Source organism: Streptomyces sp. NPDC056734, assembly GCF_042790455.1.
GTDB lineage: Bacteria > Actinomycetota > Actinomycetes > Streptomycetales > Streptomycetaceae > Streptomyces.
Map to the genome: position 1 here is coordinate 163324 of NZ_JBHTZD010000005.1, position 24877 is coordinate 188200.

Below are 24877 nucleotides of genomic sequence, written 5' to 3' on the forward strand. Positions count from 1 at the left end.
CCGTTGCGGGGGTCCGGGCGGGGCCTGGCGGAGGCCCCGGGACGGGTCCGGCAGAGGCAGCCGGAAGGGTCACTCGTTGGCCGCGCGCGGCCGGTCGCCGTCCTCGTACTGGTCGAACAGGGGGGTGCGGCCGCGCTCGCGGGCCCGCCGGGCGGACGCGGCGCGGCGGCGGGCGTCGCCGCGGTCGTCGCCGTCCGTGCGGTCATCGGCCGGGTCATCGGCCGGGTCATCGGCCGGTGGGGCCGGTTCCTCGGGCTGCTCCTCGGTGGCGGGCCGCGACTCCTGCTCGCGGGCGACGGAGCTGGAGCGGGCCGAGCTCCACGCGTCCGGGGCGCCGAGGTCGACGTCCGGAGTCGCCCGTGGCGCGACCGGGGCGGTCACATAGGTGGGCAGCGGCACCGGGACCGGATCCCAGCTGCCGCCGTGCCCGGGCAGCCGCTGGCGCTCGCGCTGCTGGTCGACCCACTCGGCGTGGTCGGTCTGCTCCACCAGCGCCCGCCGGTCCGCGGCGAGCGCCGACAGACCCGGGTCCGTCTCGGGCTCGGGTCCTTCCTCCGGCTCGTCGCTGTCGGCGACGGCGGTGGAGGCCGCCCGGCGGGGCTGGCGGGTACGCTCCCGCAGCCGCTGCGCGGCGACCTCGGCGCGGCGCCGGTCCATCTGGTATGCGAACCGGCGGCGCTCCTGGGAGCGCAGATACGCGATGTATCCGCTGAGCAGTACGGCGGGCACACCGGGCGCCCAGAGGAACGCGAGCCCGCCGACGGCCGCGACGATCGCGCCGAGCGTGAAGGCGAGGAAGAGCACCATCGTGGTACGGCGTCGGCGCGCGAGCACCTTCGTACGCCGGGCGCGCGCGGCAGCCGCTTCCGAGCCGGGCGTGCGCCGTGCACGCGGGGCGCGCTTGACCGCCTGGGCCGACGCCTGACCACCCGACGCCGGGGCCTGTGCCTGTACCTGTACCGGTGCCTTCACCTGGGCCGGTGCCTGTTCCGGTACCTGGACCGATGCCTGGGGCTGCCGTGCCTGGGCAGCGGCCCGCGCGGGGGCGGGCCTGCGCGCCGCCCTGGGCGCCGGCTTCGGCGCGGGTGCCTGCGGGGGTGCCGGAGGCATGGCGAAGGCCCGGACGTCCACCGAGTTGGTGAGGACGTCCGGGACGGATCCGGGCTCCCCCTCGTCGGTGCGCGCCCGCAGGTCCTTGGCGTACCGGCGCTCCATCCCCGCCCGTCCGGACAGCAGCCGGATGGCGGTGCTGAAGCGTTCCGTCGGACGGGCCTCGTTCAGCTCGTCCTGCCTACGGAGCCACATAGGCACCAAGTAGGCGGCCCAGGCCCCGACAATGACTGCGTAGATGAGGCCGCTGCTGCTCACGCCTCACACGGTAGAGGGGTTTGCGTGGGGCCATCCGCCAATTGGGCCGGTGTGTCGCACGATCCGGCTGATATTTCGAACTTTTTTTGTGATCGATGCGATCAGCAGACCGCACAGGTCGTGAATTTAATGCCTCGGCGCGATCCCTGGCCGATCAATATCGAACATATATTCAATTTCCGGGGTTACGGTGGATTCCCCCGCGTGTTCTGGCGGTCGTCCGGGGTGTTCTGCCGGTCGTCGGGGGTGGTGTTCCGCCGGTCGTCGGAGGTGGTGTTCCGCCGGTCCCCTGGCTCGCTCTGCTGGTCTCGCGTGGCGCTCTGCTCATGGGCGTGCCGCCAGCGCGCGAGCAGCCCTTCCGGTACTTCCTCCGCGGTGAGCGCGAAGACGAGATGGTCGCGCCAGGCGCCGTCGATGTGGAGATAACGCGGCCGGATCCCCTCCTCCCGGAATCCGAGTTTCTCCACCACCCGGCGGCTCGGGGCGTTCTCGGGCCGAATGCAGACCTCGATGCGGTGCAGCCCGATCGTGCGGAAACAGTGGTCGGTGACCAGCGCCACGGACGTCGGCATCACGCCCCGTCCGGCCACCGCCTGGTCGACCCAGTAGCCGACGTGGCCTGAGCACATCGAGCCCCAGGTGATGCCCGCGACCGTCAACTGCCCCACCAGGCGCCCCTGGTACTCGATGACGAACGGCAGCATCCGCCCGGCGTTCGCCTCGGAGCGCAGATGGCGGACCATCTGGCGGTAGGTGGGCCGGTGCGCGAGCGGCCCACCCGGCGCGGGCGGCGGGATGGTCGCCTCCCAGGGGCGCAGCCAGTCGCGGTTACGCCGGTTCACCTCGCGCCAGGCCCGCTGGTCGCGCAGCTTTATCGGCCGGAGGACGATGTCGCCGTCGACCAGTTCCACCGGCCATGACGGGCTGTTCAGCGGGCACCCCCGGGGCGTCTGGAGCCGTCGCCGGCCGGCGGGCGGTCAGCGGCGGCCGTGGGGTGGTCCCCGCCGCGGATCTGGTCGACGGCGTGCTTCAGCAGTGGTGCCAGGACGGCCAGTCCGTCCTTCACCCCGCCGCTGGAGCCCGGCAGGTTCACGATCAGCGTGCCGCCCGCCACCCCGGCGAGCCCGCGCGAGAGCGCCGCCGTCGGCACCTTGTCGCGCCCGTACGCGCGGATCGCCTCCGCGATGCCCGGCACCTCGTGGTCGAGCACCGCGCGGGTGGCCTCCGGGGTGCGGTCGGTCGGCGAGATGCCCGTGCCGCCGGTGGTGACGATGACGTCGTACCCGGCCGCCACGCCCGCCCGCAGGGCCTCCCGCACGGGATCGCCGTCCGGCACCACCCGCGGGCCGTCGACGGTGAAGCCGAGGCCGGTCAGGGCCTCGGCGATCAGCGGGCCGCCCCGGTCCGCGTAGACCCCGGCGGCGGCCCGGCTGGAGGCGGTGACGACCAGCGCGGCGTACGGCGGGCCGCCTGCCGGGTCCCCGGCGCTCACGGCCGGCTCCAGTCGCCCGACGTGCCGCCCGTCTTCTCCTCCACCCGTACGTCCGTGATGACCGCTCCCTTGTCGACCGCCTTGACCATGTCGATCACGGTGAGCGCGGCGACGGAGACCGCGGTGAGGGCCTCCATCTCGACGCCCGTGCGGTCCGTGGTCTTCACCGTGGCGGTGATCTCCACGGCGTCGTCCGCGACCGACAGGTCCAGTTTCACACCTGAGAGCGCAAGGGGGTGGCACAGCGGGATCAGGTCGGGGGTGCGTTTGGCGCCCATGATGCCCGCGATCCGGGCGGTGGCGAGGGCGTCGCCCTTGGGCATGCCCTCGCCGCGCAGCAGCTCGACCACGCGGGGCGAGACGAGGACCCGCCCGCTCGCGCGGGCCGTGCGCGCCGTCACGTTCTTGTCCGAGACGTCGACCATGCGGGCGGCGCCCGCTTCGTCGATGTGCGTGAGTCGGTCCTGCGTGCTCATGGTGTGTCGCGCTCCCGGTCCGGGCCACCGCGCTGGGGCGCACGGGCCTGTTGTGCGCGACACGGTACCCCCACGGCGGGGCGGTCAGCCGAGCAGGACCACCTCGACCTCGGCGCCCGGCTCGACGCTCCCGGTGTCCTCGGGGACGACGATCAGCGCGTCCGCGTGGGCGAGGGCGGCGACCAGATGCGACCCGGCCCCGCCGACCGGCGTCACGGTCCCGTCCGCGTAGGTGGCCCGCAGGAACTGTCTGCGTCCCTTGGGCGAGGTCAGCGCCTTGCTCGCGGTGAGCGTCGCGCGCGTGCGCGGGCGGTGGACGTCCTGAAGGCCCATGAGGGCGCGGATCGCGGGCCGCACGAACAGTTCGAAGGAGACGTACGACGACACCGGGTTGCCGGGGAGCGCGAGCAGCGGGGTGTGGTCGGGGCCGATGGAGCCGAAGCCCTGGGGCTTGCCGGGCTGCATGGCGAGCTTGCGGAAGTCGATGCCGCTGCCCGCCTGGTCCTCGTCGCCGACGTGGGAGAGGGCCTCCTTGACGACGTCGTAGGCGCCGACGCTCACCCCGCCCGTGGTGACCATGAGGTCGGCGCGCACGAGCTGGTCCTCGATGGTGGTGCGCAGGGTCTCGGCGTCGTCGGCGACCGCGCCCACGCGGTAGGCGATGGCTCCGGCGTCGCGGGCGGCGGCGGTCAGGGCGAAGCTGTTGGAGTCGTAGATCTGGCCGCTGCCGAGTTTCTCGTCGGGCTGGACGAGTTCGCTGCCGGTGGACATGACCACCACGCGCGGGCGCGGGCGCACCCGTACCGTGCCGCGGCCGATCGCGGCGAGCAGCCCGATCTGGGGCGGGCCGAGCACGGTGCCGGCCTCCAGCGCGCGGTCGCCGGCCTTCACATCGCTGCCCTTCGCGCGCACGTGCGCGCGCTCCGCCGCCGGGCGGTGGACGTGCACCTGTCCCGTAGCGCCCTCGGGGGCGAGGCTGCGGGCGCGCATCGAGACGGCCGGGCCCTCGCCCAGGCCGCCGTCGGTCCACTCGACGGGGACGACGGTCTCGGCGCCGGGCGGCAGCGGGGCGCCGGTCATGATGCGGGCGGCCTGGCCGGGACCGACCCTGATCAGGTCGGCCTGGCCCGCCGCGACGTCCCCGACGACCTCCAGGACGGCCGGGTACTCCTCGCTCGCGCCCGCGACATCGGCGACCCTGACCGCGTACCCGTCCATCGAGCTGTTGTCGAAGGGCGGGAGCGACAACGGCACCGTGATGTCGTCGACCAGGACGCAGCCCTGGGCGTCGAGCAGCTGGAGTTCGATGGGTTCGAGCGGGCGGACGGTCGCGAGGATGTCCTCCAGGTGTTCGTCCACCGACCACAGGTGGTCCGGGCCGGCGGGGCGGGGCGCGGCGGTGCTCAAGTGGCTACATCTCCTCGGTGACGTAACTGCGGAGCCAGGTCCGGAAGTCCGGTCCCAGGTCTTCACGTTCGCACGCGAGTCTGACAATGGCACGCAGGTAGTCGCCCCGGTCGCCGGTGTCATAGCGGCGGCCGTCGAAGACGACGCCGTGCACCGGGCCGCCGATCTTCTCGTCCTGGGTGAGCTGCTGGAGGGCGTCGGTGAGCTGGATCTCGCCGCCGCGGCCGGGCTCGGTCCGGCGCAGTATGTCGAAGACGTGCGGGTCCAGGACATAGCGGCCGATGATGGCGTAGTTCGAGGGGGCGTCCGCCGCGCTGGGCTTCTCCACCAGGTCGTGGATCTTGACGACATCGCCCTCGGCGGTGGGGTCGACGGCCGCGCAGCCGTAGAGGTGGATCTGTTCGGGGGCGACCTCCATGAGGGCGACGACGCTGCCGCCGTGCCGCTCCTGGATGTCGATCATGCGCTTGAGGAGGGGGTCGCGCGGGTCGATGAGGTCGTCGCCGAGCAGGACGGCGAAGGGTTCGTTCCCGACGTGCGGCGCGGCGCACAGGACGGCGTGCCCGAGGCCCTTGGGGTCGCCCTGGCGCACGTAGTGCATGGTGGCGAGGTCGCTGGACTCCTGGACCTTGGCGAGGCGGGCGGCGTCGCCCTTCTTCCCGAGGGCCGACTCGAGTTCGTAGTTGCGGTCGAAGTGGTCCTCAAGGGGGCGCTTGTTGCGGCCCGTGACCATGAGGACGTCGTCGAGACCGGCGGAGACGGCCTCCTCGACCACGTACTGGATCGCCGGCTTGTCCACGACCGGCAGCATCTCCTTGGGAGTGGCCTTGGTGGCCGGCAGGAACCGGGTGCCCAGACCTGCTGCGGGAATGACAGCCTTGCTGATCCTGGGGTGCGACTGAGTCATGGCCGCAACCCTATCCGGTGCCTTTGTGAAGAATCTGGGGCTCCGGTTAATTTGCTCTCATACGAACGTAATTATTGCGATACAGGAGCAGGAGTGAATCACTTCGAACGTACGGCTGACAGTGACAAACAAAAGTTGCGCCGACAGCTCCTCACGGTAAGACGCGGGTTGCCGGAAGATGTCGTACGGGAGGCGGGGCGCGCGCTGGCCGGACACGCGCTCGGACTGCCCGAGCTGGCGCGGGCGCGCACGGTGGCCGCGTACGTCTCCGTGGGCGGCGAGCCCGGCACCATCGCCCTGCTGGACGCCCTGTGCGCGCGGGGCGCGCGGGTCCTGCTCCCCGCGCTGCTGCCGGACAACGACCTGGACTGGGGCGCCTACACGGGCGAGGGCTCCCTCACCCGGATCCGGCACGGCGGGAAGATGACGCTCTTCGAGCCCGCCGGCGACCGTCTCGGCCCGGACGCCGTCACCGACGCCGACGTGGTGCTGCTGCCCGGCCTCGCGGTCGACACGCGCGGGATGCGCCTGGGGCGCGGCGGAGGATCGTACGACCGTGTCCTCGCGCGGCTGGAGCGGGCGGGCGCCGATCCCGCGCGCGTGGTGCTGCTGTACGACACGGAGGTCCTGGAGCGGGTTCCGGCGCAGGAGCACGACCGCGCGGTGCATGCCGTGGTGACGCCGACGGGGGTGCGCCGCTTCACCAGTGGCTGAGAGACACGGGAAGGGCCCTGCACGCGCGCGTGTCGCGTGCGGGGCCCTTCCTGTGTTCGCGGGTCCGGGCGTCGGACCGTCAGGCGCGGGTCATGGGTTCAGGGTCAGCGTGTCGCTGGTGCTGTCCTCGACCGCCTGTTCGGTGAACGCCCAGTCCAGCAGCTCGCCGTCCGCCCACTCGTCGGTCTGGTCGGTGTAGTGGGCGCTGTAGGCGTGCCCGGAGGCACCCGTGAGGTTGATCCACTTCGACTTGTCGAGGTCGTCGAGGTTGACCACCATGCGCATCGACGGCACCCAGACGACGCCGTAGCCGCCCGCCGCGTTCCAGCCGGTCGCGTTGACCGTGCCCTCGCCGCCGCCGAGGTTCCAGGGGCCGCGGTTCAGGGCGTACTGGAGGAAGCTCGGGCCCTCGGTGCCCAGCGTCTGGTTCTCCAGGAACAGCCGGTGCAGCCGGCCCCAGCTCCAGGTGTCGATGTCCTTGCCGAGCTTGGAGGTCAGCTCCCAGCGCGCGTCGATCATGGCGCGCTCGAACAGCTCGTCACGGTTGTCGGCGGCGGGGCGGCCGTTGCCCGACTCGGGCGTGGTCCACCAGTCGCTGTCCGGCTCGTCCATGAGGTTGCGGACCACCTCGAACCAGCGGTCGCCGCCGTCGGGCTGCGCCTGGTCGGCGGCGCGCTCGCCGCACTCCAGCACCTTGGTGTCGTCGTCGACCGGCCCGGTGTTCTCGACCGGGTCGACCCACAGGCACTGGTCCTCGACCCGCAGCTCCTTGGGCAGCTTGTTGCCGAAGGCCAGCTTCAGGATGTTGCGCCAGACGGAGTTGAAGTAGGCCGCCGCCGCGGAATCGGCGTCCTGGGTGTAGTCCCAGCCCTCCAGCAGCTTCTGCGCCTCGCGCACGTCCTTGTCGTCGACGTCGAGCTTCAGCAGCTCCGGCACCAGCAGCCGGGCGATCTCGCTGCTGTTGTCGAGCTGCATCTGGCGCATGTCCTCGGTGGAGACCTTGCCGCCGTCCTTGATCTTCGACTCGATCAGGTCGGTGATCCGCTGGCTGCGGGTGCCGTAGCCCCAGTCCGTGGTGAGGGTGTACGGGTAGTCGTCCTCGTCCACCACGGCCTGGTTCGCGGTGACGATGTAGCCGCGCTCCGGGTCGTACTCGTTGGGCAGCTCGTCCTGCTCGATGTAGCCGGTCCACTGGTAGTCGGGGTCCCAGCCCGGCTGCGGGATCGAGCCGTCGGCGCCCTCCGCGCGGGTGGGGATCTTGCCCGGCAGCGTGTAGCCGATGTGGTTGTCGGTGTCCGCGTAGACCAGGTTCTGCGAGGGCACCTCGAACAGGGCCGCCGCCGCGCGGAAGTCCTCCCAGTCGGTCGCCTTGTTCATCTCGAAGACGGCGTCCATGGAGGTGCCGGGGTCGAGCGCGGTCCAGCGCAGGGCGACGCCGTAGCCGTCGGCACGGTCGGGGGCCGCGTTGTCGACGGTGGCCTCCTGGCCGACGTCGACGAGTTCGTCCGCGCGGTCGGACAGCAGGGGGCCGTTGTTGGTCTCGCGGACCACGATCGTCTTGGACTCGCCGCCGGCGACCTTGATGGTCTCCTCGCGCGTGGTGAACGGCTTGACCTTGCCGTCGTAGAGGTAGCCGTCGCCGGTGAGCTTCTCCAGGTAGAGGTCGGTGACGTCGACGCCGGAGTTGGTCATGCCCCAGGAGATGTCCTGGTTGTGGCCGATGACCACGCCGGGCATGCCCGCGAAGGTGTAGCCGCTGACGTCGTACTGGCAGGTCTCGGAGAGCTCGCGGCAGTGCAGGCCCATCTGGTACCAGACCGAGGGCAGCGACGCCGACAGGTGCGGGTCGTTGGCCAGCAGCGGCTTTCCGGTGATGGTGTGCTCGCCGCCGACGACCCACGAGTTGGAGCCGATGCCGTCGCCGTTCACCCCGACGGCCTCGGGGACGTTCTCAAGGAGGTCGTAGAGGCCGGAGAGCTGCGTCTGGAGGGCCGAGGCGTCGGTGGCGGTGGCGGATGCCGTCCCGGTGCCGTCCGAAGCCTCTGAGACGGCGTCAGCGGCCGTGCCCATACCGGTCGTGCCGTCCGTGCCGGTCGTGTCGCTCGTATCGCTCGTGCCGTCCGCCGTCGTCCCGTCGGTGCTCGTGTCGCCGCCGCCGTCGAACGTCTCGGTCAGCTCGTCGTACTGGCCGTCCTGGACGATCGCCTGATTGCGGTCGTAGGGGTACTCGGGATACAGGTCGGCGATCTGCTGCGGGCCCAGCCGGCTGGTCATCAGGGCGCGGTCGATCTCGTCCTGCATGTTGCCGCGCAGATCCCAGGCCATCGCCTTCAGCCAGGCCAGCGAGTCGACCGGGGTCCACTGCTGGGGCTCGTAGTCGTTGACGAAGCCGAGGGCCGCGTACTCCAGGGAGATGTCCGCGCCGCTCTTGCCCTCCAGGTACGCGTTGACCCCCTTGGCGTACGCGTCGAGGTACTTCTTGGTCTCGTCCGACAGCGTGGAGTCGTACTCCTCCTGCGCCACCCGGTCCCAGCCCAGGGTGCGCAGGAATTCGTCGTTCTCGACCTGGCTCTCGCCGAACATCTCCGACAGCCGCCCGGAGGTCATGTGGCGGCGCACGTCCATCTCGTAGAACCGGTCCTGCGCCTGCACGAAGCCCTGCGCCATGAACAGGTCCTCGTCGGAGGAGGCGTAGATCTGCGGGATGCCATAGGCGTCGCGCTTGACGTCCACCGGCCCCGACAGGCCCTCCAGCGTGATCGAGCCCGTCGTCTGCGGGAAGGAGGCCCGGACGGTGCTGATGGTCCAGTACGCCCCGTAGGCGAGACCGCCCACGATCGCCAGCACCAGGACCAGCACGAACAGCCGGCCCTTGCGTCCCTTCTTCCTGCCGGATTTGCCGGGCCTGCGACCCGTTGTGGCGGTGGTGTTGGGGGGCATCGCTGTCCTTGCTGTCCTTACGCGAGCGGCAGGCGGTCCTGGAGTGCTGGAGCAACCATAGGCGCAGGGCCTGAGGGCACTTGACGCGGACTGGTGTACCAGCGCGCACGGGCGTTCGATCTTGTACCGGGCGGGCGTCAAGAAAGCGTCAAGAGTTAGGTAAGGTAATGAAGTAGTTGGGCGCACGGCTCCGAGCCGTCGTGTCCGATGTACGTGATCTGCCCACGCGCGCGGCGCGCACGTGGGCCAGGGAAGGGAACGGCCGCTGACTGTCCACGACCTCAATGAACTCCTGCTCGTCTGCTCGCTCGTCCTGCTCGTCGCTGTGGCAGCGGTCCGGATCTCCTCGCGCAGCGGGCTCCCCAGCCTGCTCGTGTACCTGGGCATCGGCATCGCCATGGGACAGGACGGCATCGGCGACATCCGGTTCAACAATGCCGAACTGACCCAGGTCATCGGATACGCGGCCCTGGTCGTGATCCTGGCCGAGGGCGGTCTCGGCACGAAATGGAAGGAGGTCAGACCCGCCCTGCCCGCGGCCTCCGCGCTGGCGCTGGCCGGCGTGGCGGTGAGCGTCGGGGTCACGGCGACGGCCGCGCACTACCTGGTCGGGCTGGACTGGCGCCAGGCGCTCATCATCGGCGCGGTGGTGTCCTCGACGGACGCGGCGGCCGTGTTCTCCGTGCTGCGCAGAATTCCGCTGCCCGCGCGCGTGACGGGCACGCTGGAGGCCGAGTCGGGCTTCAACGACGCCCCGGTCGTCATCCTGGTCGTCGCCTTCTCCACTGCCGGCCCGATCGACCACTGGTACGTGCTGCTGGGGACCATAGCGATGGAGCTGGCCATCGGCGCCGCCGTCGGCCTGGCGGTCGGTTTCCTGGGCTCCTGGGGGCTGCGGCACATCGCGCTACCCGCCTCCGGTCTCTATCCGATCGCCGTCATGGCCATCGCGATCACCGCCTACGCGGCGGGCGCGCTGGCGCACGGCAGCGGCTTCCTCGCCGTCTATCTCGCCGCCATGGTGCTCGGCAACGCCCGGCTGCCGCACGCGCCCGCCACGCGCGGGTTCGCCGACGGGCTCGGCTGGATCGCGCAGATCGGCATGTTCGTCCTGCTCGGCCTGCTGGTCACCCCGCACGAACTGGGCGACGACATCCTGCCCGCGCTGCTGATCGGCCTGGTGCTGACCATGGTGGCGCGTCCGCTGAGCGTGGTGCTGTGCCTGGTGCCGTTCCGGGTGCCGTGGCAGGAGCAGGCGCTGATGTCCTGGGCCGGGCTGCGCGGCGCGGTGCCCATCATCCTGGCGACGATCCCCATGGTGAACGGCGTCGGGGACAGCCGCCGCATCTTCAACATCGTCTTCGTCCTGGTCGTCGTCTACACCCTCGTCCAGGGCCCCACCCTGCCCTGGCTCGCGCGCGTGCTGCGGCTGGGCGACGGGACCGAGGCCGCCGACCTGGGCATCGAATCGGCGCCGCTGGAGCGGTTGCGCGGGCATCTGCTGTCCGTTGCCATCCCCGACGGCTCGCGTATGCACGGCGTGGAGATCAACGAACTGCGGCTGCCGGCGGGCGCCGCCGTGACCCTTGTCGTCCGCGAAGGAAAATCGTTCGTTCCGCTGCCCACGACCGTCCTGCGACGCGGTGACGAACTGCTCGTCGTCACCACGGACCCGGTCCGCGACGCCGCCGAGGCCCGGCTGCGCGCGGTGGGCCACGGCGGCAAGCTGGCGGGCTGGCTCCGCGGCAACGGGGCGAACGGGGCGACCGCCGTGCGGCGCTGAACCGACGGGCCGGACGGGGGCGGACGTAGGGCCCGACGTAGGGGCCCGACGGGGGACCGGACGGGGGGCGGACAGACGGGCCGGGCCTGTCTCGGGCGGGCCCGTCTGTCCGGGACCGGCCCGGGACAGGCGGCCCCCGGGCCCGCCGCCCTGTTACAGGCATATTTCATGCGGTTCACACCCCTCCCAATCCCAGGTCGCCCGACACTATGGTGGGCACTTTCACAGAATCTTCGCGCGTAGACCCCTGTACGATGAAGGCCGACCTGATCGAACCGACTCTGCCTGACGCAGGGCTGGCGCGACCGTATGGCGGCCGGGACGCTCCTCGCAGTGAACGCCGGTATCCACCGCAGTTCCGCGCAAGAGGACAGCTCTCGGTGCCCCCGCGCGGGCGGCGCCACCAGGCGGCAGAAAGGCACGGGGCCGTGGTGTCCGCGGTCACCAGCGAGTCTTCGAAGGAATCGTCGGAGCATTCCCGCCCGGGGTACGGGCGTCTGTTGCGCACCCGGGGCGTCTGGACGTTCCTGCTGCCCGGCTTCGCGGCGCGTCAGCCGTTCGCGATGCTCACCATCTCCATCGTGCTGCTGGTGCAGCACACCACCGGCTCCTACGGCACGGCGGGCGCCGTCGCGGCCGTCACCGGCGTCTCCATGGCACTGTTCGCGCCCTACAGCGGGCGCCTGGCCGACCGCCACGGCCAGCGCGCGGTGCTGGTCCCCGGCGTCCTGGTGCACACCCTGTCGGGCCTCGCCCTGACGGCGCTCGCGCTCGGCGGCGCCCCCCTGTGGGCGCTGTTCGCGGCGGCCGTCCCGACGGGCGCGTCGGTGCCGCAGATCGGGCCCATGGTGCGGGCCCGCTGGGCCGCGAAACTCCAGGGCAGGCCCCTGATGAGCACCGCGGCGGCCTTCGAGTCGGTCACCGACGAGCTGACCTTCGTCGTCGGCCCGCTGCTGGCGACCGCCCTGTGCACCACCGTCGACCCGGCGGCCGGTCTGATCACCGAGGCGGCGCTGACGCTGGTCGGCGGTCTGCTGTTCGCCGCGCAGAGGAGCACTCAGCCCACGGTGTCCGCCGCCGGGCACGCGCGCGTGGAGCGGGTTTCCGCGCTGCGCGTCCCCGGGGTGCGGGTGCTGATCGTGGCGTTCCTGGGCATCGGGGCGGTCTTCGGCGGCATGCAGGTCTCGCTGGCCGCGTTCAGCGAGTCCCTCGGTGAACCGGGCCTGAACGGCGTCCTGTACGGCGTTTTCGCGGCCGGCAACATGATCTCCGGGATCGCCTGCGGAGCCATCGCCTGGAAGTCCGCCCCGCAGCACCGGCTCGTCGTCGGCTATGCCGCCCTCGCGCTGACCGCGTCCGGTCTGTGGGCGGCCCACTCGCCGCTGGCCCTGGCCGGGCTCGGCCTGCTGGTCGGCATGTCCATCGCGCCCGCCCTGATCACCGGCTACACCCTGGTCGACGGGCTGGTCCCGGCCGGGGCGCGCACGGAGGCGTTCACCTGGCTGACCGGCGCGGTGGCGCTCGGCCAGGCGGCGGCCGTCACGGTCGCCGGGCAACTGGAGGACCGCTTCTGGGACGGCGCCGGGTTCCTGGTGCCGATGGCCGGTACGGTGCTCGCCCTGGTGACGGTCGTGTCCCTGCGCTCGCGCCTTGCGGTGCGCCACACCCGTACCGTGGCGCGTGGCGTGGGTCACCGCGAGCCGGTGGCAGTGGACTGATCCCGAGGAATACGTCACTATGGACCGTCGTTAGCACTCATCGAGTGAGAGTGCCAGGAGGAAGACAGTGCCGACCTATCAGTATCAGTGCACCGAATGCGGCCAGGGCCTTGAGGCGGTGCAGAAGTTCACCGACGACGCCCTGACCGAGTGCCCGAACTGCGCCGGCCGCCTCAAGAAGGTGTTCTCCGCGGTCGGCATCGTCTTCAAGGGCTCGGGCTTCTACCGCAACGACAGCCGCGGCTCCTCGTCGAGCAGCGCCCCGGCGGCCGCGAAGTCGCCGGCCTCGTCGGACTCCTCGTCTTCGTCCTCGTCCTCGGACGCGAAGTCGTCGCCGTCGGAGTCGAAGTCGTCCTCCGCCGACTCCGCCAAGCCGTCGAGTTCCGGCACCTCCACCAGCAGCTCCGCGGCGTAACACCCGCTTCCCGAGACCCTGCCGTCGTCACGACGGCAGGGTCTTCGGCGTTCGCCGACGCTCTCCGACGATCGATGACGGCCCGATGACGGCTCGAAGTCGGCGTGACGGGCGCGCGACGGGCGCGCGAGGGCGGCTCGCCTGCGGACCTCATGACGACAGCTCGCGTGCGGACCTCCGCGTCCGGCCGGGGCGGCGGCTAGTGTGCTGGTCATGGCGAACCCAGCGCACGCAGAGAACGCAGCGAACGCGGAGATCGGTGTCATCGGCGGCTCCGGCTTCTACTCGTTCCTCGACGATGTGGACGAGGTACAGGTCGACACGCCGTACGGGCCGCCCAGCGACTCCCTCTTCCTCGGCGAGATCGCCGGCCGGCGGGTCGCCTTCCTGCCCCGCCACGGCCGCGGGCACCATCTGCCGCCGCACCGCATCAACTACCGCGCCAATCTGTGGGCCCTGCGCTCGGTCGGCGTCCGCCAGGTCCTCGGCCCGTGCGCCGTCGGCGGACTGCGCCCCGAGTACGGGCCGGGCACCCTGCTGATCCCCGATCAGCTGGTGGACCGTACGAGGGCGCGGGGCCAGACGTTCTACGACGGGCTGCCGCTGCCCGACGGGAGCGTGTCGAACGTGGTGCATGTGGCCTTCGCCGATCCGTACTGCCCGGTCGGCCGGGCCGCCGCGCTGAAGGCGGCACGCGGGCGGGACTGGGAGGCGGTGGACGGCGGCACGCTGGTCGTGGTCGAGGGCCCGCGCTTCTCCACCCGCGCCGAATCGCTGTGGCACCGGGCGCAGGGCTGGTCGGTGGTCGGCATGACCGGTCACCCGGAGGCCGCGCTCGCCCGCGAACTGGAGCTGTGCTACTCCTCCGTCGCCCTGGTCACCGACCTGGACGCGGGCGCCGAGACCGGCGAGGGCGTCTCGCACGACGAGGTGCTGCGGGTGTTCGCGGCGAACGTGGACCGGGTGCGGGACGTGCTGTTCGACACCGTGGCCGCGCTGCCCGCGACGGATGGCCGCGACTGCCTGTGCGCCAACGCGCTGGGCGGGGCGGATACGGGGATCGTGCTGCCGTAGGGGGATGTCGCCGGGCGGGGATGTCGCCGGGCAGGGGATGCCTCCGGGTGGGGCCGGGGGGGGCGGAACTTCCCGTTCGGGTGGCGGAGTTATCCACAACCGGGCAGTAGGACACGGGCTCCGGCGGGCATCGGCGAGACGCCTCATCGTGGTCGCACCAGCCGATTCCGTCGCAGGTGGTGATCGCCGTGTCCGTTCCTCCTCCCCACTCCCCTCGTCCTCCCCACTCCCCTCATCCTCCCGCCTCTGTTCACGTGGGCCCGTATCGTCCGCGCTCCGCGAATGCGCCGGGTCTTCCGGGGCCCGCGCCGGATCCGCCCGGCGGTGAGGTCCCTCCACCGTGCGAGGTGCCGCAGTTCGCTCCCGTGCGGGTGCGCGGCGGGCGGTACCGGTGGCAGCGGCCGGGACGGCGTCGTGGGCGGGCGCTGGCGGCCGGTCTCGTGGTCACCGCGGCGGCGCTGGTCGCGGCGGCAGGGCCCGGCGAGCCGGTGGACGGTGAGCGGGGCGGGCGGGCGCGGGGGCATCCGGTGCCCGAGCCCTCGCCCGAGCGGCCCGTCGAGAAGGTGACCGCGCCGGTGCGGATCGCCGACGGCGCCACGGTCCGGCTGCTGCGGCCGGGCGACCGGGTCGATGTCATCGCGGCGCCGGAGACGGCGACGGGCGGGGACGCGCGCGTGGTGGCGCGGGGCGCGCTGGTGGCCGAGTTGCCGGATCCCGTCGACGAGGCCGCCGGCAGCGGGGCGCTCGTGGTGCTGTCCGTGCCGAGGTCCACGGCGGCGCGACTGGTCGGCGCGGGCGTCACGGCACGGCTGGCGGTGACGCTGTGCTGAGCCTCAGTTCCGGAATGCGGCGCGAGGGCGTGTCAAGTCCCTCGTTCGAGGGAGGGGATTGGACAGAACGGCGGCGCCCTGCCGTAGGTTGCGGACCGATCTGTTCCTGTTCCCGTGCTCCATACGTGTGTGAAGGAAGGCTCCGAGGTGAGCGAAATGAAGGAACCAGGCGTCTGGGACGGCTTCAAGGCCTTCCTGACGCGTGGGAACGTCGTCGATCTGGCAGTAGCGGTGGTCATCGGCGCCGCCTTCACCAACATCGTCAACTCGGTGGTGAAGGGTGTCATCAACCCGCTGGTCGGGGCGATCGGCACGAAGAACCTCGACAGCTACAGCTCCTGTCTGAAGGGCCCGTGCGAGAAGGCCGCGGACGGCACGGTCAGCACCGGCGTGATGATCCTGTGGGGCTCGGTGCTCGGCGCCGCGCTCAGCTTTGTGATCACGGCCGCGGTGGTCTACTTCCTGATGGTCCTGCCGATGGCCAAGTACCTGGCCCGGGTGGAGGCCCGCCGGAAGGCGAAGGAGGGCACCCAGGAGGTCATCGAGGTCTCGGAGCTGGAGGTGCTCAAGGAGATCCGCGACGCGCTGGTCGCCCAGCGCGGGTCGGGGCACGACGAGCGGTAGCGCGGGCGGCTCAGAGGTGGTGGGGCGGCTTCTCGTCGAGGAAGCGCCCCAGGTCGTCGGCGCTCTCGGCGCCCGCCCGCTCGCCCCAGCCGCGGTCCGTGTCGTCCGACGACTGCGCGTCCAGCGGATCGTCGAAGATCAGCGCGGGTCGCGGGGCGCTCGGCTCGGGTGCGGAGGCGGTACTCATGCCTCCAGCGTACGGCCCCGGGGCGGGCGCCGGGCGAGGCCGTACGCCGGACCCCCACGCCCCTTGTGAACACGTTCACAAGAAATTCGCCCCGGTTTCTGCTGTTCTGGGAGTCATGACCTCCCGTTCGACTCCGTCGCCGGGCTCCTCCGGCCCTCCCGGCCCTTCCGGCCCCTCTGGCCCCTCCGGTCCGCCGGCGCCCCCCGGCCCGCTGCGCCGGCTCACCGCGCGGGGGCGCGACGAGACGCACCGCGCCTCGACTCCGCTCGAACTCTTCTTCGACCTCTGCTTTGTCGTCGCCGTCGCGCAGGCGGGCGTGCAACTGGTGGGGGCACTGGCCGAGGGGCATGTCGGCGAGGGGATCCTGAACTACTCGATGGTCTTCTTCGCCATCTGGTGGGCGTGGATGAACTTCACCTGGTTCGCCTCGGCGTACGACAACGACGATGTGCTCTACCGCGTGGTGACCCTGGTGCAGATCGCGGGTGTCCTGGTGCTCGCCGCCGGGGTCTCGCGCGCCTTCGACCAGCATGAGTTCCTGCTGGTCTGGCTGGGCTACGCGATCATGCGGGTGGCGATGGCGTCCCAGTGGCTGAGAGTCGCGAAGGACGCGCGCGGCCAGGAGAGAGCGTGCGCCCTGCGCTATGCGATCGGCATTCTGGTGTGCCAGGTCGGCTGGCTGGGGCTGGTGCTGCTGCCGCAGGCGGCGCGCTCCTGGGTGTTCCTCGTGATGGTGATCGCCGAGCTGGGTGTGCCGCTGCTCTCCGAGCGGGGCTTCGCCACCTCCTGGCATCCGCGTCACATCGCCGAGCGGTACGGGCTGTTCACCATCATCGTGCTCGGCGAGTCGATCGCGGCGGCGACCGTCGCGGTGAAGTCCGGCGTGGACCAGAACGAGGCCGTGGGTGATCTGCTGCCGCTCGCGGCGGGCGGACTGCTGATCGTGTTCGCCGCCTGGTGGATCTACTTCGCCGTCCCGATCCACGGGCATCTGCGGAGCAACCGGGAGTCGTTCCTGTGGGGCTACGGCCACTATCTGATCTTCGCGTCCGCGGCGGCGATCGGCGGGGGCCTGGAGGTGGCCGTCGAGCAGGCCGTCCATGAGGCGCCCATCTCGAAGCTGGCCGCGTCCGCGGCGGTGACGCTGCCGACGGCGCTGTATCTGCTCGCGGTCTGGGCGCTGCACGCCCGTCACTTCAAGGCGGGCATCACCCAGCAGCTGGTGCTGCCGACGGCGGCGCTGCTGGTGATCTGCTGCACGTTCCTGGGGCACTGGGCGGTACTGGCGGCCGGTTGTGTGGCGGCGCTGACGGTGGCGGCCGGGGAGACGCTGACGGCGCGAAGAGCCGGCCGGGGGCGCGCGGCGAGGGCGACGGCGGCCTGACGCCCCGGGCGGCGCGCGGCGCCCCGGGCGGCTGCGTGCCGGTCAGTTCCGGGCCGGGCGAGACTGGGCGGCATGACAGTTGACGCTCTGACGGATGTGACCGGCGTACGGGTGGGGCATGCGACGCGTGCCGGGGACGGCTGGCTCACCGGTACGACGGTCGTGCTCGCCCCACAGGGCGGGGCGGTGGCGGCGGTGGATGTGCGCGGCGGCGGCCCCGGCACCAAGGAGACCGACGCCCTCGACCCGCGCAATGTGGTGCAGAAGGTCGAGGCGATCGTGCTGACGGGCGGCAGCGCGTACGGGCTCGACGCGGCCTCGGGGGTGATGGCCTGGCTGGAGGAGCGGGGGCGCGGGGTGCGGGTCGGGGTGGACCCGGCGCATGTGGTCCCGGTGGTGCCCGCCGCGTGTGTCTTCGACCTGGGGCGCGGGGGCGACTTCCGGGCCCGGCCGGACGCTGCTACCGGACGTGCGGCCGTCGAGGCGGCGGCGGCGACCGGGCCGGGCACACCGGTGGCCGAGGGGTGCGTGGGAGCCGGTACGGGCGCGGCGGTCGGTCATATGAAGGGCGGGATCGGCACGGCGAGCACGGTCACGGACTCGGGGTTCACGGTGGCGGCGCTCGTGGTGGCCAACGCGGCGGGGGAGACGGTGGATCCGGGGACGGGGGTGTTGTACGGGGAGTTCTTCGGCGGACGGGTGACCTATCCGCCAGCGCGGGTGCACGAGGCGGCCCGGCAGCGGCTCGCCCGGGCGGCGGAGCGCAATGCCCTGCCGCCGCTCAACACCACCCTCGCGGTGGTGGCCACCGACGCGGAGCTGTCGAAGGCGCAGGCGCAGAAGCTGGCCGGTACGGCTCATGACGGCATCGCGCGAGCGGTACGGCCGGTGCACCTGCTGAACGACGGCGACACGGTGTTCGCCCTCGCGACGGGCGCCCGCCCCCTCCCCGAGGCCCAGCCGCTCGCCCTGAACGAGGTCCTGGCCGCGGGCGCGGACATGGTGACCCGGGCCATCGTCCGCGCCGTACGGGCGGCGCGGTCGGTGGAGGGGGCGAGCGGGATGTGGCCGTCGTACGGGGAGCTGTACGGGGAGTTGCGGGAGGGGCTGTAGGGGGAGCTAGCTGTAGGGCAGTTGCGGGGGTGAAGGGGGTGGGGGTGGGGAGGGGGAGGGGGTGGGGGGAGGGGGAGGGGGGAGGGGGAGGGGGAGGCCCCCCGGGGGGGGGAGGGAAGGCGGGGTGCTGTGGTCCGGGCGGGGGATTGTCCCGGTTCTGTCACGTGACGGCCTTCGTTTCGGATGGAGGGAACCCGAGGTGGGGGCGGTTCCCTCTTTGCTGGCGCATGGGAGTGGATCACGGACATCACTTGAACCTGGAGCAGCTCGTGACAACGTCGGACATAGCAGCGCGGCGCGGACTCGTGGCCGGTGCGGCCCTGGTGGTCGGCGGCCTGGTGCTGACCGCGTGCGGCGGAAGCGCCACCGCCAATGACGACAAGGGCGGAAGCGACGCGCCGAAGACGGCGGGGGCGACGATCGTCATCTCGGCGAAGAACGGTTCGACCGGGGCGTCGATCAACACGACCGGGGTCGAGGTCAGCGAGGGCAAGCTGACGGATGTGACCATGACCGACCAGGCGACGGGCCAGGAGGTGCCCGGGGAGGTGGCGGCCGACGGGGGCAGCTGGAAGCCCGAGGAGCAGCTGGAGCGGGGGACGAAGTACCGGATCTCCGCGAAGGCGCAGGGCTCGGACGGGCGGGCGACGGCGGCCGACTCGGTGTTCACGACGGTGACGACGGCGAACAGTTTCATCGGGACGTACACGCCGGACGACGGGACGACGGTCGGGGTGGGGATGCCGGTTTCGTTCACGTTCGACAAGGCGATCACCGACAAGAAGGCCGTGCAGTCGGGCATCACGGTGACGTCGAACAGCGGTCAGGAAGTGGTGGGGCACTGGTTCGGGGACCAGCGGCTCGACTTCCGGCCCGAGGAGTACTGGAAGGCCGGGTCCAAGGTCTCGATGGAGATCGACCTGGACGGGGTGGAGGGCGCCAACGGGGCGTTCGGTGTGCAGAAGAAGACCGTGGAGTTCACCATCGGGCGCGCGCAGGTGTCGACCGTCGACGTGAACACCCAGACCATGACCGTGGAGCGGGACGGCGAGGTGCTGAAATCGGTGCCGATCTCGGCGGGCAGCGCGGAGAACCCGACGTACAACGGGCAGATGGTGATCTCGGAGAAGTTCGAGCAGACCCGGATGAACGGCTCGACGGTCGGCTTCGGCGGGGAGTACGACATTCCGGATGTGCCGCACGCCATGCGGCTGACCACGTCGGGCACCTTCGTGCACGGCAACTACTGGTACCCGCAGAGCAATCCGCCGTTCGGCAGCCAGGGCACCAGCCATGGGTGTGTGGGGCTCGCGGATGTGCAGGGCGCGCAGGGCGACACGGACGGCAAGTGGTTCTACGACAACTCGATGCTCGGGGACGTGGTGATCGTGAAGAACTCGCCGGACGACACCGTGGCGCCGGACAACGGCCTCAACGGCTGGAACATGTCCTGGAGCCAGTGGCTCGCGGGAAGTGCGACCTGATCTGTCCAACTCCTTTCTGACCAGGCATTTTTGAGGGATCATCGGGTCGCGCGGGAACTTCTCGCGCGACCCGCCAGTTTTCCCTGTGTACGTTTTCTCGGTTCCCGGACATGATGTCCGATCGAGGGGCTACGGTATGCACCCACAAGGTGACACGCAGCAACGCCGGGAGAAACCTTGAGCGTTCCGTACGAGACGGCAGCGTACGAACCACCAGAGTCGCCGGAATCTCCGGAAGAGCATCTCGCGCGACTGCTCGGCCGCGCCCTCAATTCCTTCGACCTGCCCGACGCCACCATAAGGCGTCTGGACCGCGCGCTGGCGCATGACAGTTCGCTGCACTCCGCGCACCACAGCGCGGGCCTGCACCGGGAGACGTACCGCCACACCTGGCTGCTGGGCGACGGTTCGGCGCTCACGCTCTGGGAGCTGGTGCACGACACCAGACCGGGCGGCGGCCCGCAGCACGAGGTGTACGCCGACGAGGACGAGTTGCGCGCGGCGACGGGGCGGCTCCCGCTGCCCCCGGACACGCCGGACTTCGAACTGTCCGTGCAGGTACGGCTGTCGCCCGTCCCCGGGCCCCGCCACGCGTACGTGCCCGACGACTCGGCGGACCACGCCCGCCGCCTGCTGCGCCGGGCGGAGAACGCGGACGCCCCGGACGCGGAGACGGCCACGCTGCTCACCGCGGCGGTCGCGCACCAGATCACCCAGGCGTTCGGGCGCCCGTGCCGGGCCGGGCGGGCCGGGCTGTGCTTCTCGCTCTACGAGCACGCCTTCCTGCTGCGCGACGGCCGCGAGGTCTCCCTCTGGGAGGTCGAGCACACGGCCACGCCCGACGGGCGGCACATGTGCGAGGTGTACGTCAGTGAGGAGGCCGCGCGGGAGGCCATGGAGCGGCGGGCGGCTCAGGTGTCGTGAGGTCCCCGGTCCCCGGTCGCGGGTCCTGGTCCCGGGTCCGGGTCCTGGTCCTGGGTCCCGGGGGTGTGTGGGGGCGTACGCCCCGCTGGACGCCCGACGGACGCCCTGCGGACGCCCTCAGCGGGGCTCGTCCAGGCCGCGGACCAGGCCCGCGAAGGCGTCCTGTTCGGCGGGGGTCAGTTCGACCGACTCCAGCTGCGGGGCGGACTGGCGGTGGTCCGGGAGTGCGGCGAGGGTGTGCGCGCCCGCCCGGCCGGAGTGCCAGACGGCGTAGCCGGTGCGGCCGTGGCGCAGGAGTCGTACCACGCCCACGATCCATGCGACGGCGCACAGGACGAGGACGGTCGCGCCCGCCCACTGGAGGGGCGTGAAGGTCTCGAGCATGTGGCCCAGTAGACCGCACGGTCCGGGACTTTGGTCCCGGACCGTGATCTATCTCGCAGGTCAGATGAAAGACTCACAGGTTCCTCAAAGGGACGGATGGGTCTCGCCGCCCTGGCTGAGCCCCTGTTCCGGCGTGCGCGGGCTCTTGAGGGCGATCACGTCCACGGCGAAGTCCCTCGACCGCTTTCGCGCGGTCGAGGACGAGTTCCACCGCGTTGTGATCGGAAATCCCAGACATGTCCAGCACATTGACCTCACGCACGGCCGGTACCAGCTGCTGGCTGATGTACCAGCGGTCGATGCGGCTGGGGCCGCCCTGTCCCTTGGCGCCGGGGGCCCATCCGGCTGTGGCGCTCAAGGCAGAGCGCTGTCCGAGTACGTGGGCGGCATGGCGGGCCGGATCGACCAGTCCACAGCCCCGGAGCTTCTTATCCACGTAGATGCAGCTCACGCGGGTACCGTCAGGGCCCTCGTTGGTGCGGTGCTGGATGTGAGGCAGGTCCCGGATCGTTGGTGAGGTCCAGTCGACCGGGGGCACCTCTTCGCCGTCGGGCACCGGGTACTCGTTCATGTCGCCGGCGCCGATCCACCCGCCTCCCCGGCCTACGCCGACCAGCCTGGCCAGGTCGTCTGCCTCCCTCTCCCGCCCACCGGGCGAGGTGGGCGTGAGATGGCAGGACACCATGATGATCGGCACGTCCGGGACGCCGTCGAGCGTGGCGATCACGTTGGTCGGCGGGGTGCGCCAGTCCGTCAGCGCGTACTCCCGCGTGACGGTGAAAACGCCCGGCCGGACGAGAATCCCGGTGGGGTGCTGCGGTTCGCCGGCCTTGGTTCCCACTGGCCCGAGGAACCCGCGCATTCCGCCCAGCGCCTGTTCCGCGAGATGGAGGCGGGCGCGGCCGTCCGCTCGGGAGTGGGTCATCTCCTGGCGGAACACCGCGTCGGGGTGCCGGGCGGCGAGCAGCTCGTGGGCGGCCTGCCATCGCTGGGATGGCTTTCCGCCTTCGTCCTTGCCGCCGTCGACTTCGAGATTGAAGGTGATCAGCTTGATCGTCGTCAACGCGTCTCTTCCTGTTCAGCGATCGGTTCGGTGATCGACGTGAGGGGGCTGGGGGGCTCGTCTTCCACAGGGTGGGTGCTCCCTCCGCCCCGGTGGGGGCAGGAGGGCGGAGGGAGCCTTGGACCCGCTCCACGGGGAGTTTGGTGACCGGGGGGGGATCACTGCCTCACCCGTGGAGCGGCGCCCCCTTGCCCGGACTCGAACCGGGGTCTGACGCCTGGTGTGAGCACACACGCGCGTCAGCTCTGACCGGTGAGCTACAAGGGGTTGGAGGTGGGCGGGATGCCCGGGACCCACGGTTCCGGAAGCGGGGCCCCCTTGGTGAGGAGCCAGTCGAGGGCCCGAATCGCGTCGCCCAACTCCGTCACGTACTCGACCCACTCGTGCGAGTCGAAGGCGTCCACCCACTCGGGGTCGCCCAGCTCCACTGCCGCAGTGATGACCTTGGCGTACTTCTCTCGCACGAGCCGGGCCGCTTCCTGGTCCTGGGGCGACAACTCGCCGGCCCTGAGGTCCGGCTTCTCGCTCATCGGCCGTGTCCCATGACCGCGGACACCAAGAAGGCGACTACCGAGGCCCAGATCAGGAGCATGGTGATCGCGCCCCAGAGGGGGCCGTCAGAGGTGAGATTCCAGGTCCGCAGGGACCTTCGTGCCTGCTCCTCCTCTTCCTTGACGGCCGACGGCCACGGCCACTCACTCACGCCCGAAGCCCTCTCGCAGAGCGGGCACCAGTGCCGACGGGTTGGCGCGCCGGTCCATGTCGAGACGCCCCATCCGGGCCTTGATCAGGCGGTCCCGATCAGGGCGCCGGATGTTGTCAGGGTCCGCCGTCCACGGCTCCCCCGACTCCAGCGGGCGGAGCACATAGCCCGCGACCTCGCCCATCGCGTCCGTGGCCGTATCGAGCACGGTCTCCCCCACCAGCGGGCGATGGGGCCGGTCCTCCAAGATGCTCGGCGGGTTACGCCACTCGGCAGCCGACCTGAGCGCCCGGTTGAGCTTCCGTGTGTCCGTGACGGTGAGGCGGCCCACGAGGATGGGCGCCTCACCCTCACCCTCGCCAGTAGCCCAGTCGACCCGCGCGTAGGTGGGGGACACGTCGATCTGCGCGAGCAGGTCCATGAGCGCCTCATAGGCGTCCTGGGAGGGGTTGGCGGTGGACTCGTTGCGGAGCACGACCGTCGGGTGGTCGGACGCGGGCGCGGCTGCTTCCTTGCTGGTGTCAGACATGGGGGCCTCTGATTCCGTCTCGTGTCACTGTGTGTGCCCCACCATGGACCGACTGTGAGTACCCTGGAAGGGATTCGCGGCCCGACCTGGGGTTTGGGCTTGCTGGCATATGCCCGAGCGTCTGGCCAGGGAAAGAGGCGAAGAGAAGATGGTGACCAAAGACTTGGGCAAGAGCGAGGAGGGCGGCGGGGTGAGCACAGGTGACGCGCGACGCCGATTCGGCGAGGAGTTGCGGAGCCACAGAGAGCTGTACGAGACAGGTCCGCTGACGCAAACGGAGTTGGCTCGACGGGTGCGTACGTCCAAGTCGACGATCAGCCGGTTGGAGTCGACCGACTCGCCCATCCCACCTGAGCTGCCCGAGCTGTTTGACCAAATCTTCGCCACGAAGGGGCTGTTCAAGTCCCTGTACGAAGAGTGCGTTGCCGCCAGCTTCCCCGCGCTGTACCGGCGGCGGATGACTTTGGAGCGCCAAGCGGAAGCAATCTGGGAGTGGTCACCGACGATCGTCCCTGGCCTCTTCCAGACAGCGGCCTACGCTCGCGCTGTCCTGTTGAAAGGTGCACCACGGGCCTCCGCTGACGAGATCGAAGCTGATGTCACCAAGCGATTGGCGAGGCAAGACGTCCTACGCTCCGCAGTGCCCCCGGAAGTGCGGGTGGTGCTCTGTGAATCGGTCCTTATGCGCCGTGTGGCCAGTGCAGCGGTGATGCGGGAGCAGTTGGCGGCACTTGTGGACCACGGCAGCCACCCAACAACACAGGTGCACATCCTGCCGCTTACCGCCGAGCCTCACCTACTCATCGAGAACGCGGTCTCGGTTCTCACGCTGCCAAATCATGTGACCAAGGTCTGTGTTGAGGCTTACCGTACGGCGGGAATCATCGAGGAGCCCGAGCACGTCAGGGCAGCCGTACGCGCCTACGCTGATCTGTTGGGCGAAGCGATGCCAGCGCAGGAGAGCGCAAGCCTCATAACTGAGTATTTGGAGAAGCTGTGAACCCTAACGAGCACTTGGCCAGGGTTAGATGGGTCAGGTCGAGCTACAGCGGTCCCGAGGGTGGAAACTGCCTGGAGGTGGCACCTGACGCCGTTGCGGTCTTCGGCATCGTCCCTGTCCGGGACTCCAAGAATCCCCAAGGGCCCGCGCTGGCCTTCCCCGTTGAACAGTGGCGGAGCTTCGTAGCGCACCTCACACAGCACAGCAGAGCGCAAGCCTCATAACTGAGTACTTGGAGAAGCTATGAACCTTAACGAGCACTTGGCCCTGGCCAAATGGGTCAGGTCGAGCTACAGCAGCCCCGAGGGTGGAAACTGCCTGGAGGTGGCACCTGACGCCGTTGCGGTCTTCGGCACGT

26 protein-coding genes and 1 tRNA gene are annotated in these 24877 nt (G+C 70.9%); 14 read left to right on the forward strand and 13 right to left on the reverse strand.

The window, feature by feature from the left end; translation table 11 throughout:
- Positions 1 to 69: 69 nt before the first annotated feature.
- The 6 genes from glpR to galU all read right to left on the reverse strand — a co-directional run bounded on the left by glpR (position 70) and on the right by galU (position 5650).
- Entirely contained in the window at positions 70 to 1368 is a 1299-nt protein-coding gene (gene glpR / locus ACFRFC_RS09155; protein WP_382689831.1) for a gephyrin-like molybdotransferase receptor GlpR, read from the reverse strand.
- A gap of 185 nt (positions 1369 to 1553) precedes the next feature.
- Positions 1554 to 2300: a GNAT family N-acetyltransferase gene (locus ACFRFC_RS09160; RefSeq protein ID WP_382689871.1), complete on the reverse strand. Its 747-nt coding sequence runs from the start codon at positions 2298 to 2300 to the stop codon at positions 1554 to 1556.
- Positions 2297 to 2872 carry a molybdenum cofactor biosynthesis protein B gene (locus ACFRFC_RS09165; RefSeq protein ID WP_382689873.1) on the reverse strand — a complete coding sequence of 192 codons (576 nt, stop codon included), beginning with the start codon at positions 2870 to 2872 and terminating at the stop codon, positions 2297 to 2299. Before ACFRFC_RS09165 ends, ACFRFC_RS09160 begins: the two co-directional genes overlap by 4 nt.
- The gene (gene moaC, locus ACFRFC_RS09170) at positions 2857 to 3336 is read right to left on the reverse strand and encodes a cyclic pyranopterin monophosphate synthase MoaC (protein ID WP_382689833.1); all 480 of its coding nucleotides are present in this window, start codon (positions 3334 to 3336) and stop codon (positions 2857 to 2859) included. The genes ACFRFC_RS09165 and moaC overlap by 16 nt, the downstream gene beginning before the upstream one ends.
- A gap of 84 nt (positions 3337 to 3420) precedes the next feature.
- Positions 3421 to 4743 carry a gephyrin-like molybdotransferase Glp gene (gene glp / locus ACFRFC_RS09175; RefSeq protein WP_382689834.1) on the reverse strand — a complete coding sequence of 441 codons (1323 nt, stop codon included), beginning with the start codon at positions 4741 to 4743 and terminating at the stop codon, positions 3421 to 3423.
- A gap of 4 nt (positions 4744 to 4747) precedes the next feature.
- Positions 4748 to 5650, reverse strand: coding sequence for a UTP--glucose-1-phosphate uridylyltransferase GalU (gene galU, locus ACFRFC_RS09180; RefSeq protein WP_382689836.1), 903 nt, complete (start codon positions 5648 to 5650; stop codon positions 4748 to 4750).
- 93 nt (positions 5651 to 5743) lie between these two features.
- Here galU and ACFRFC_RS09185 point away from each other — a divergent pair, with 93 nt between their 5' ends.
- The gene (locus ACFRFC_RS09185) at positions 5744 to 6364 is read left to right on the forward strand and encodes a 5-formyltetrahydrofolate cyclo-ligase (protein ID WP_382689838.1); all 621 of its coding nucleotides are present in this window, start codon (positions 5744 to 5746) and stop codon (positions 6362 to 6364) included.
- Between the two features lie 90 nt (positions 6365 to 6454).
- On the opposite strand, the gene ACFRFC_RS09190 is transcribed toward ACFRFC_RS09185, so the two are convergent.
- On the reverse strand, positions 6455 to 9304 hold the full coding sequence (locus ACFRFC_RS09190; protein ID WP_382689840.1) for a penicillin acylase family protein: 2850 nt from the start codon (positions 9302 to 9304) through the stop codon (positions 6455 to 6457).
- Between the two features lie 241 nt (positions 9305 to 9545).
- On the opposite strand from ACFRFC_RS09190, the gene ACFRFC_RS09195 reads away from it, so the two are divergent.
- The 6 genes from ACFRFC_RS09195 (at position 9546) to mscL (ending at position 15748) form a co-directional block, all read left to right on the forward strand.
- Positions 9546 to 11087, forward strand: coding sequence for a potassium/proton antiporter (locus tag ACFRFC_RS09195; protein WP_382689842.1), 1542 nt, complete (start codon positions 9546 to 9548; stop codon positions 11085 to 11087).
- A 428-nt stretch (positions 11088 to 11515) separates the two neighbouring features.
- A complete protein-coding gene (locus ACFRFC_RS09200; protein ID WP_382689844.1) occupies positions 11516 to 12805 on the forward strand; it encodes an MFS transporter in 1290 nt (429 codons plus the stop codon).
- Between the two features lie 67 nt (positions 12806 to 12872).
- Positions 12873 to 13220 carry an FmdB family zinc ribbon protein gene (locus ACFRFC_RS09205; protein ID WP_382689846.1) on the forward strand — a complete coding sequence of 116 codons (348 nt, stop codon included), beginning with the start codon at positions 12873 to 12875 and terminating at the stop codon, positions 13218 to 13220.
- A gap of 213 nt (positions 13221 to 13433) precedes the next feature.
- Entirely contained in the window at positions 13434 to 14294 is an 861-nt protein-coding gene (locus tag ACFRFC_RS09210) for an S-methyl-5'-thioadenosine phosphorylase (RefSeq protein WP_382689848.1), read from the forward strand.
- Positions 14295 to 14641: 347 nt separating this feature from the next.
- Positions 14642 to 15124, forward strand: a complete 483-nt coding sequence (locus tag ACFRFC_RS09215; RefSeq protein WP_382689850.1) for a hypothetical protein — start codon at positions 14642 to 14644, stop codon at positions 15122 to 15124.
- Between the two features lie 147 nt (positions 15125 to 15271).
- A complete protein-coding gene (gene mscL / locus ACFRFC_RS09220) occupies positions 15272 to 15748 on the forward strand; it encodes a large conductance mechanosensitive channel protein MscL (RefSeq protein WP_382689852.1) in 477 nt (158 codons plus the stop codon).
- 10 nt (positions 15749 to 15758) lie between these two features.
- On the opposite strand, the gene ACFRFC_RS09225 is transcribed toward mscL, so the two are convergent.
- Positions 15759 to 15935 carry a hypothetical protein gene (locus tag ACFRFC_RS09225; RefSeq protein WP_382689854.1) on the reverse strand — a complete coding sequence of 59 codons (177 nt, stop codon included), beginning with the start codon at positions 15933 to 15935 and terminating at the stop codon, positions 15759 to 15761.
- Between the two features lie 115 nt (positions 15936 to 16050).
- Between ACFRFC_RS09225 and ACFRFC_RS09230 the strand changes: the two genes are divergently transcribed.
- The 4 genes from ACFRFC_RS09230 to ACFRFC_RS09245 all read left to right on the forward strand — a co-directional run bounded on the left by ACFRFC_RS09230 (position 16051) and on the right by ACFRFC_RS09245 (position 20840).
- Positions 16051 to 17319 carry a low temperature requirement protein A gene (locus ACFRFC_RS09230; RefSeq protein WP_382689856.1) on the forward strand — a complete coding sequence of 423 codons (1269 nt, stop codon included), beginning with the start codon at positions 16051 to 16053 and terminating at the stop codon, positions 17317 to 17319.
- A gap of 72 nt (positions 17320 to 17391) precedes the next feature.
- The gene (locus ACFRFC_RS09235) at positions 17392 to 18432 is read left to right on the forward strand and encodes a P1 family peptidase (RefSeq protein WP_382689858.1); all 1041 of its coding nucleotides are present in this window, start codon (positions 17392 to 17394) and stop codon (positions 18430 to 18432) included.
- A gap of 269 nt (positions 18433 to 18701) precedes the next feature.
- Positions 18702 to 19916 (forward strand): Ig-like domain-containing protein, encoded by a 1215-nt coding sequence (locus ACFRFC_RS09240; RefSeq protein ID WP_382693689.1) that lies wholly within the window; start codon positions 18702 to 18704, stop codon positions 19914 to 19916.
- A 177-nt stretch (positions 19917 to 20093) separates the two neighbouring features.
- On the forward strand, positions 20094 to 20840 hold the full coding sequence (locus ACFRFC_RS09245) for a DUF6227 family protein (protein WP_382693687.1): 747 nt from the start codon (positions 20094 to 20096) through the stop codon (positions 20838 to 20840).
- A gap of 117 nt (positions 20841 to 20957) precedes the next feature.
- Here the strand turns inward: ACFRFC_RS09245 and ACFRFC_RS09250 are convergent, their stop codons facing one another.
- The 5 genes from ACFRFC_RS09250 to ACFRFC_RS09270 form a co-directional block, all read right to left on the reverse strand.
- Complete coding sequence (locus ACFRFC_RS09250) at positions 20958 to 21224, reverse strand: hypothetical protein (RefSeq protein ID WP_382693685.1); 267 nt, start codon at positions 21222 to 21224, stop codon at positions 20958 to 20960.
- A 73-nt stretch (positions 21225 to 21297) separates the two neighbouring features.
- Entirely contained in the window at positions 21298 to 22287 is a 990-nt protein-coding gene (locus ACFRFC_RS09255) for an endonuclease/exonuclease/phosphatase family protein (RefSeq protein ID WP_382693683.1), read from the reverse strand.
- Positions 22288 to 22470: 183 nt separating this feature from the next.
- A tRNA-OTHER gene (locus tag ACFRFC_RS09260) sits at positions 22471 to 22554 on the reverse strand.
- Complete coding sequence (locus ACFRFC_RS09265) at positions 22545 to 22817, reverse strand: hypothetical protein (RefSeq protein ID WP_382693681.1); 273 nt, start codon at positions 22815 to 22817, stop codon at positions 22545 to 22547. The genes ACFRFC_RS09260 and ACFRFC_RS09265 overlap by 10 nt, the downstream gene beginning before the upstream one ends.
- Positions 22818 to 22982: 165 nt before the next feature.
- On the reverse strand, positions 22983 to 23519 hold the full coding sequence (locus tag ACFRFC_RS09270; protein ID WP_382693679.1) for a hypothetical protein: 537 nt from the start codon (positions 23517 to 23519) through the stop codon (positions 22983 to 22985).
- A 148-nt stretch (positions 23520 to 23667) separates the two neighbouring features.
- Here ACFRFC_RS09270 and ACFRFC_RS09275 point away from each other — a divergent pair, with 148 nt between their 5' ends.
- From ACFRFC_RS09275 to ACFRFC_RS09285, 3 genes are all read left to right on the forward strand, one after another.
- Positions 23668 to 24519 carry a helix-turn-helix domain-containing protein gene (locus ACFRFC_RS09275; RefSeq protein ID WP_383112601.1) on the forward strand — a complete coding sequence of 284 codons (852 nt, stop codon included), beginning with the start codon at positions 23668 to 23670 and terminating at the stop codon, positions 24517 to 24519.
- Positions 24516 to 24743, forward strand: coding sequence for a DUF397 domain-containing protein (locus ACFRFC_RS09280; protein ID WP_382693676.1), 228 nt, complete (start codon positions 24516 to 24518; stop codon positions 24741 to 24743). The genes ACFRFC_RS09275 and ACFRFC_RS09280 overlap by 4 nt, the downstream gene beginning before the upstream one ends.
- Before the next feature lie 19 nt (positions 24744 to 24762).
- Positions 24763 to 24877: DUF397 domain-containing protein (locus ACFRFC_RS09285; RefSeq protein ID WP_383112605.1), on the forward strand; the 115-nt coding region annotated here is incomplete at its 3' end.

Bases quoted from the DNA above. Each gene is read 5' to 3' on its own strand.
- moaC (WP_382689833.1), bottom strand. From the start codon at position 3,336: ATGAGCACGCAGGACCGACTCACGCACATCGACGAAGCGGGCGCCGCC.
- ACFRFC_RS09270 (WP_382693679.1), bottom strand. From the start codon at position 23,519: ATGTCTGACACCAGCAAGGAAGCAGCCGCGCCCGCGTCCGACCACCCG.
- ACFRFC_RS09265 (WP_382693681.1), bottom strand. From the start codon at position 22,817: ATGAGCGAGAAGCCGGACCTCAGGGCCGGCGAGTTGTCGCCCCAGGAC.
- ACFRFC_RS09235 (WP_382689858.1), top strand. From the start codon at position 17,392: ATGACAGTTGACGCTCTGACGGATGTGACCGGCGTACGGGTGGGGCAT.
- ACFRFC_RS09230 (WP_382689856.1), top strand. From the start codon at position 16,051: ATGACCTCCCGTTCGACTCCGTCGCCGGGCTCCTCCGGCCCTCCCGGC.
- ACFRFC_RS09210 (WP_382689848.1), top strand. From the start codon at position 13,434: ATGGCGAACCCAGCGCACGCAGAGAACGCAGCGAACGCGGAGATCGGT.
- ACFRFC_RS09225 (WP_382689854.1), bottom strand. From the start codon at position 15,935: ATGAGTACCGCCTCCGCACCCGAGCCGAGCGCCCCGCGACCCGCGCTG.
- ACFRFC_RS09190 (WP_382689840.1), bottom strand. From the start codon at position 9,304: ATGCCCCCCAACACCACCGCCACAACGGGTCGCAGGCCCGGCAAATCC.
- galU (WP_382689836.1), bottom strand. From the start codon at position 5,650: ATGACTCAGTCGCACCCCAGGATCAGCAAGGCTGTCATTCCCGCAGCA.
- ACFRFC_RS09275 (WP_383112601.1), top strand. From the start codon at position 23,668: ATGGTGACCAAAGACTTGGGCAAGAGCGAGGAGGGCGGCGGGGTGAGC.
- ACFRFC_RS09250 (WP_382693685.1), bottom strand. From the start codon at position 21,224: ATGCTCGAGACCTTCACGCCCCTCCAGTGGGCGGGCGCGACCGTCCTC.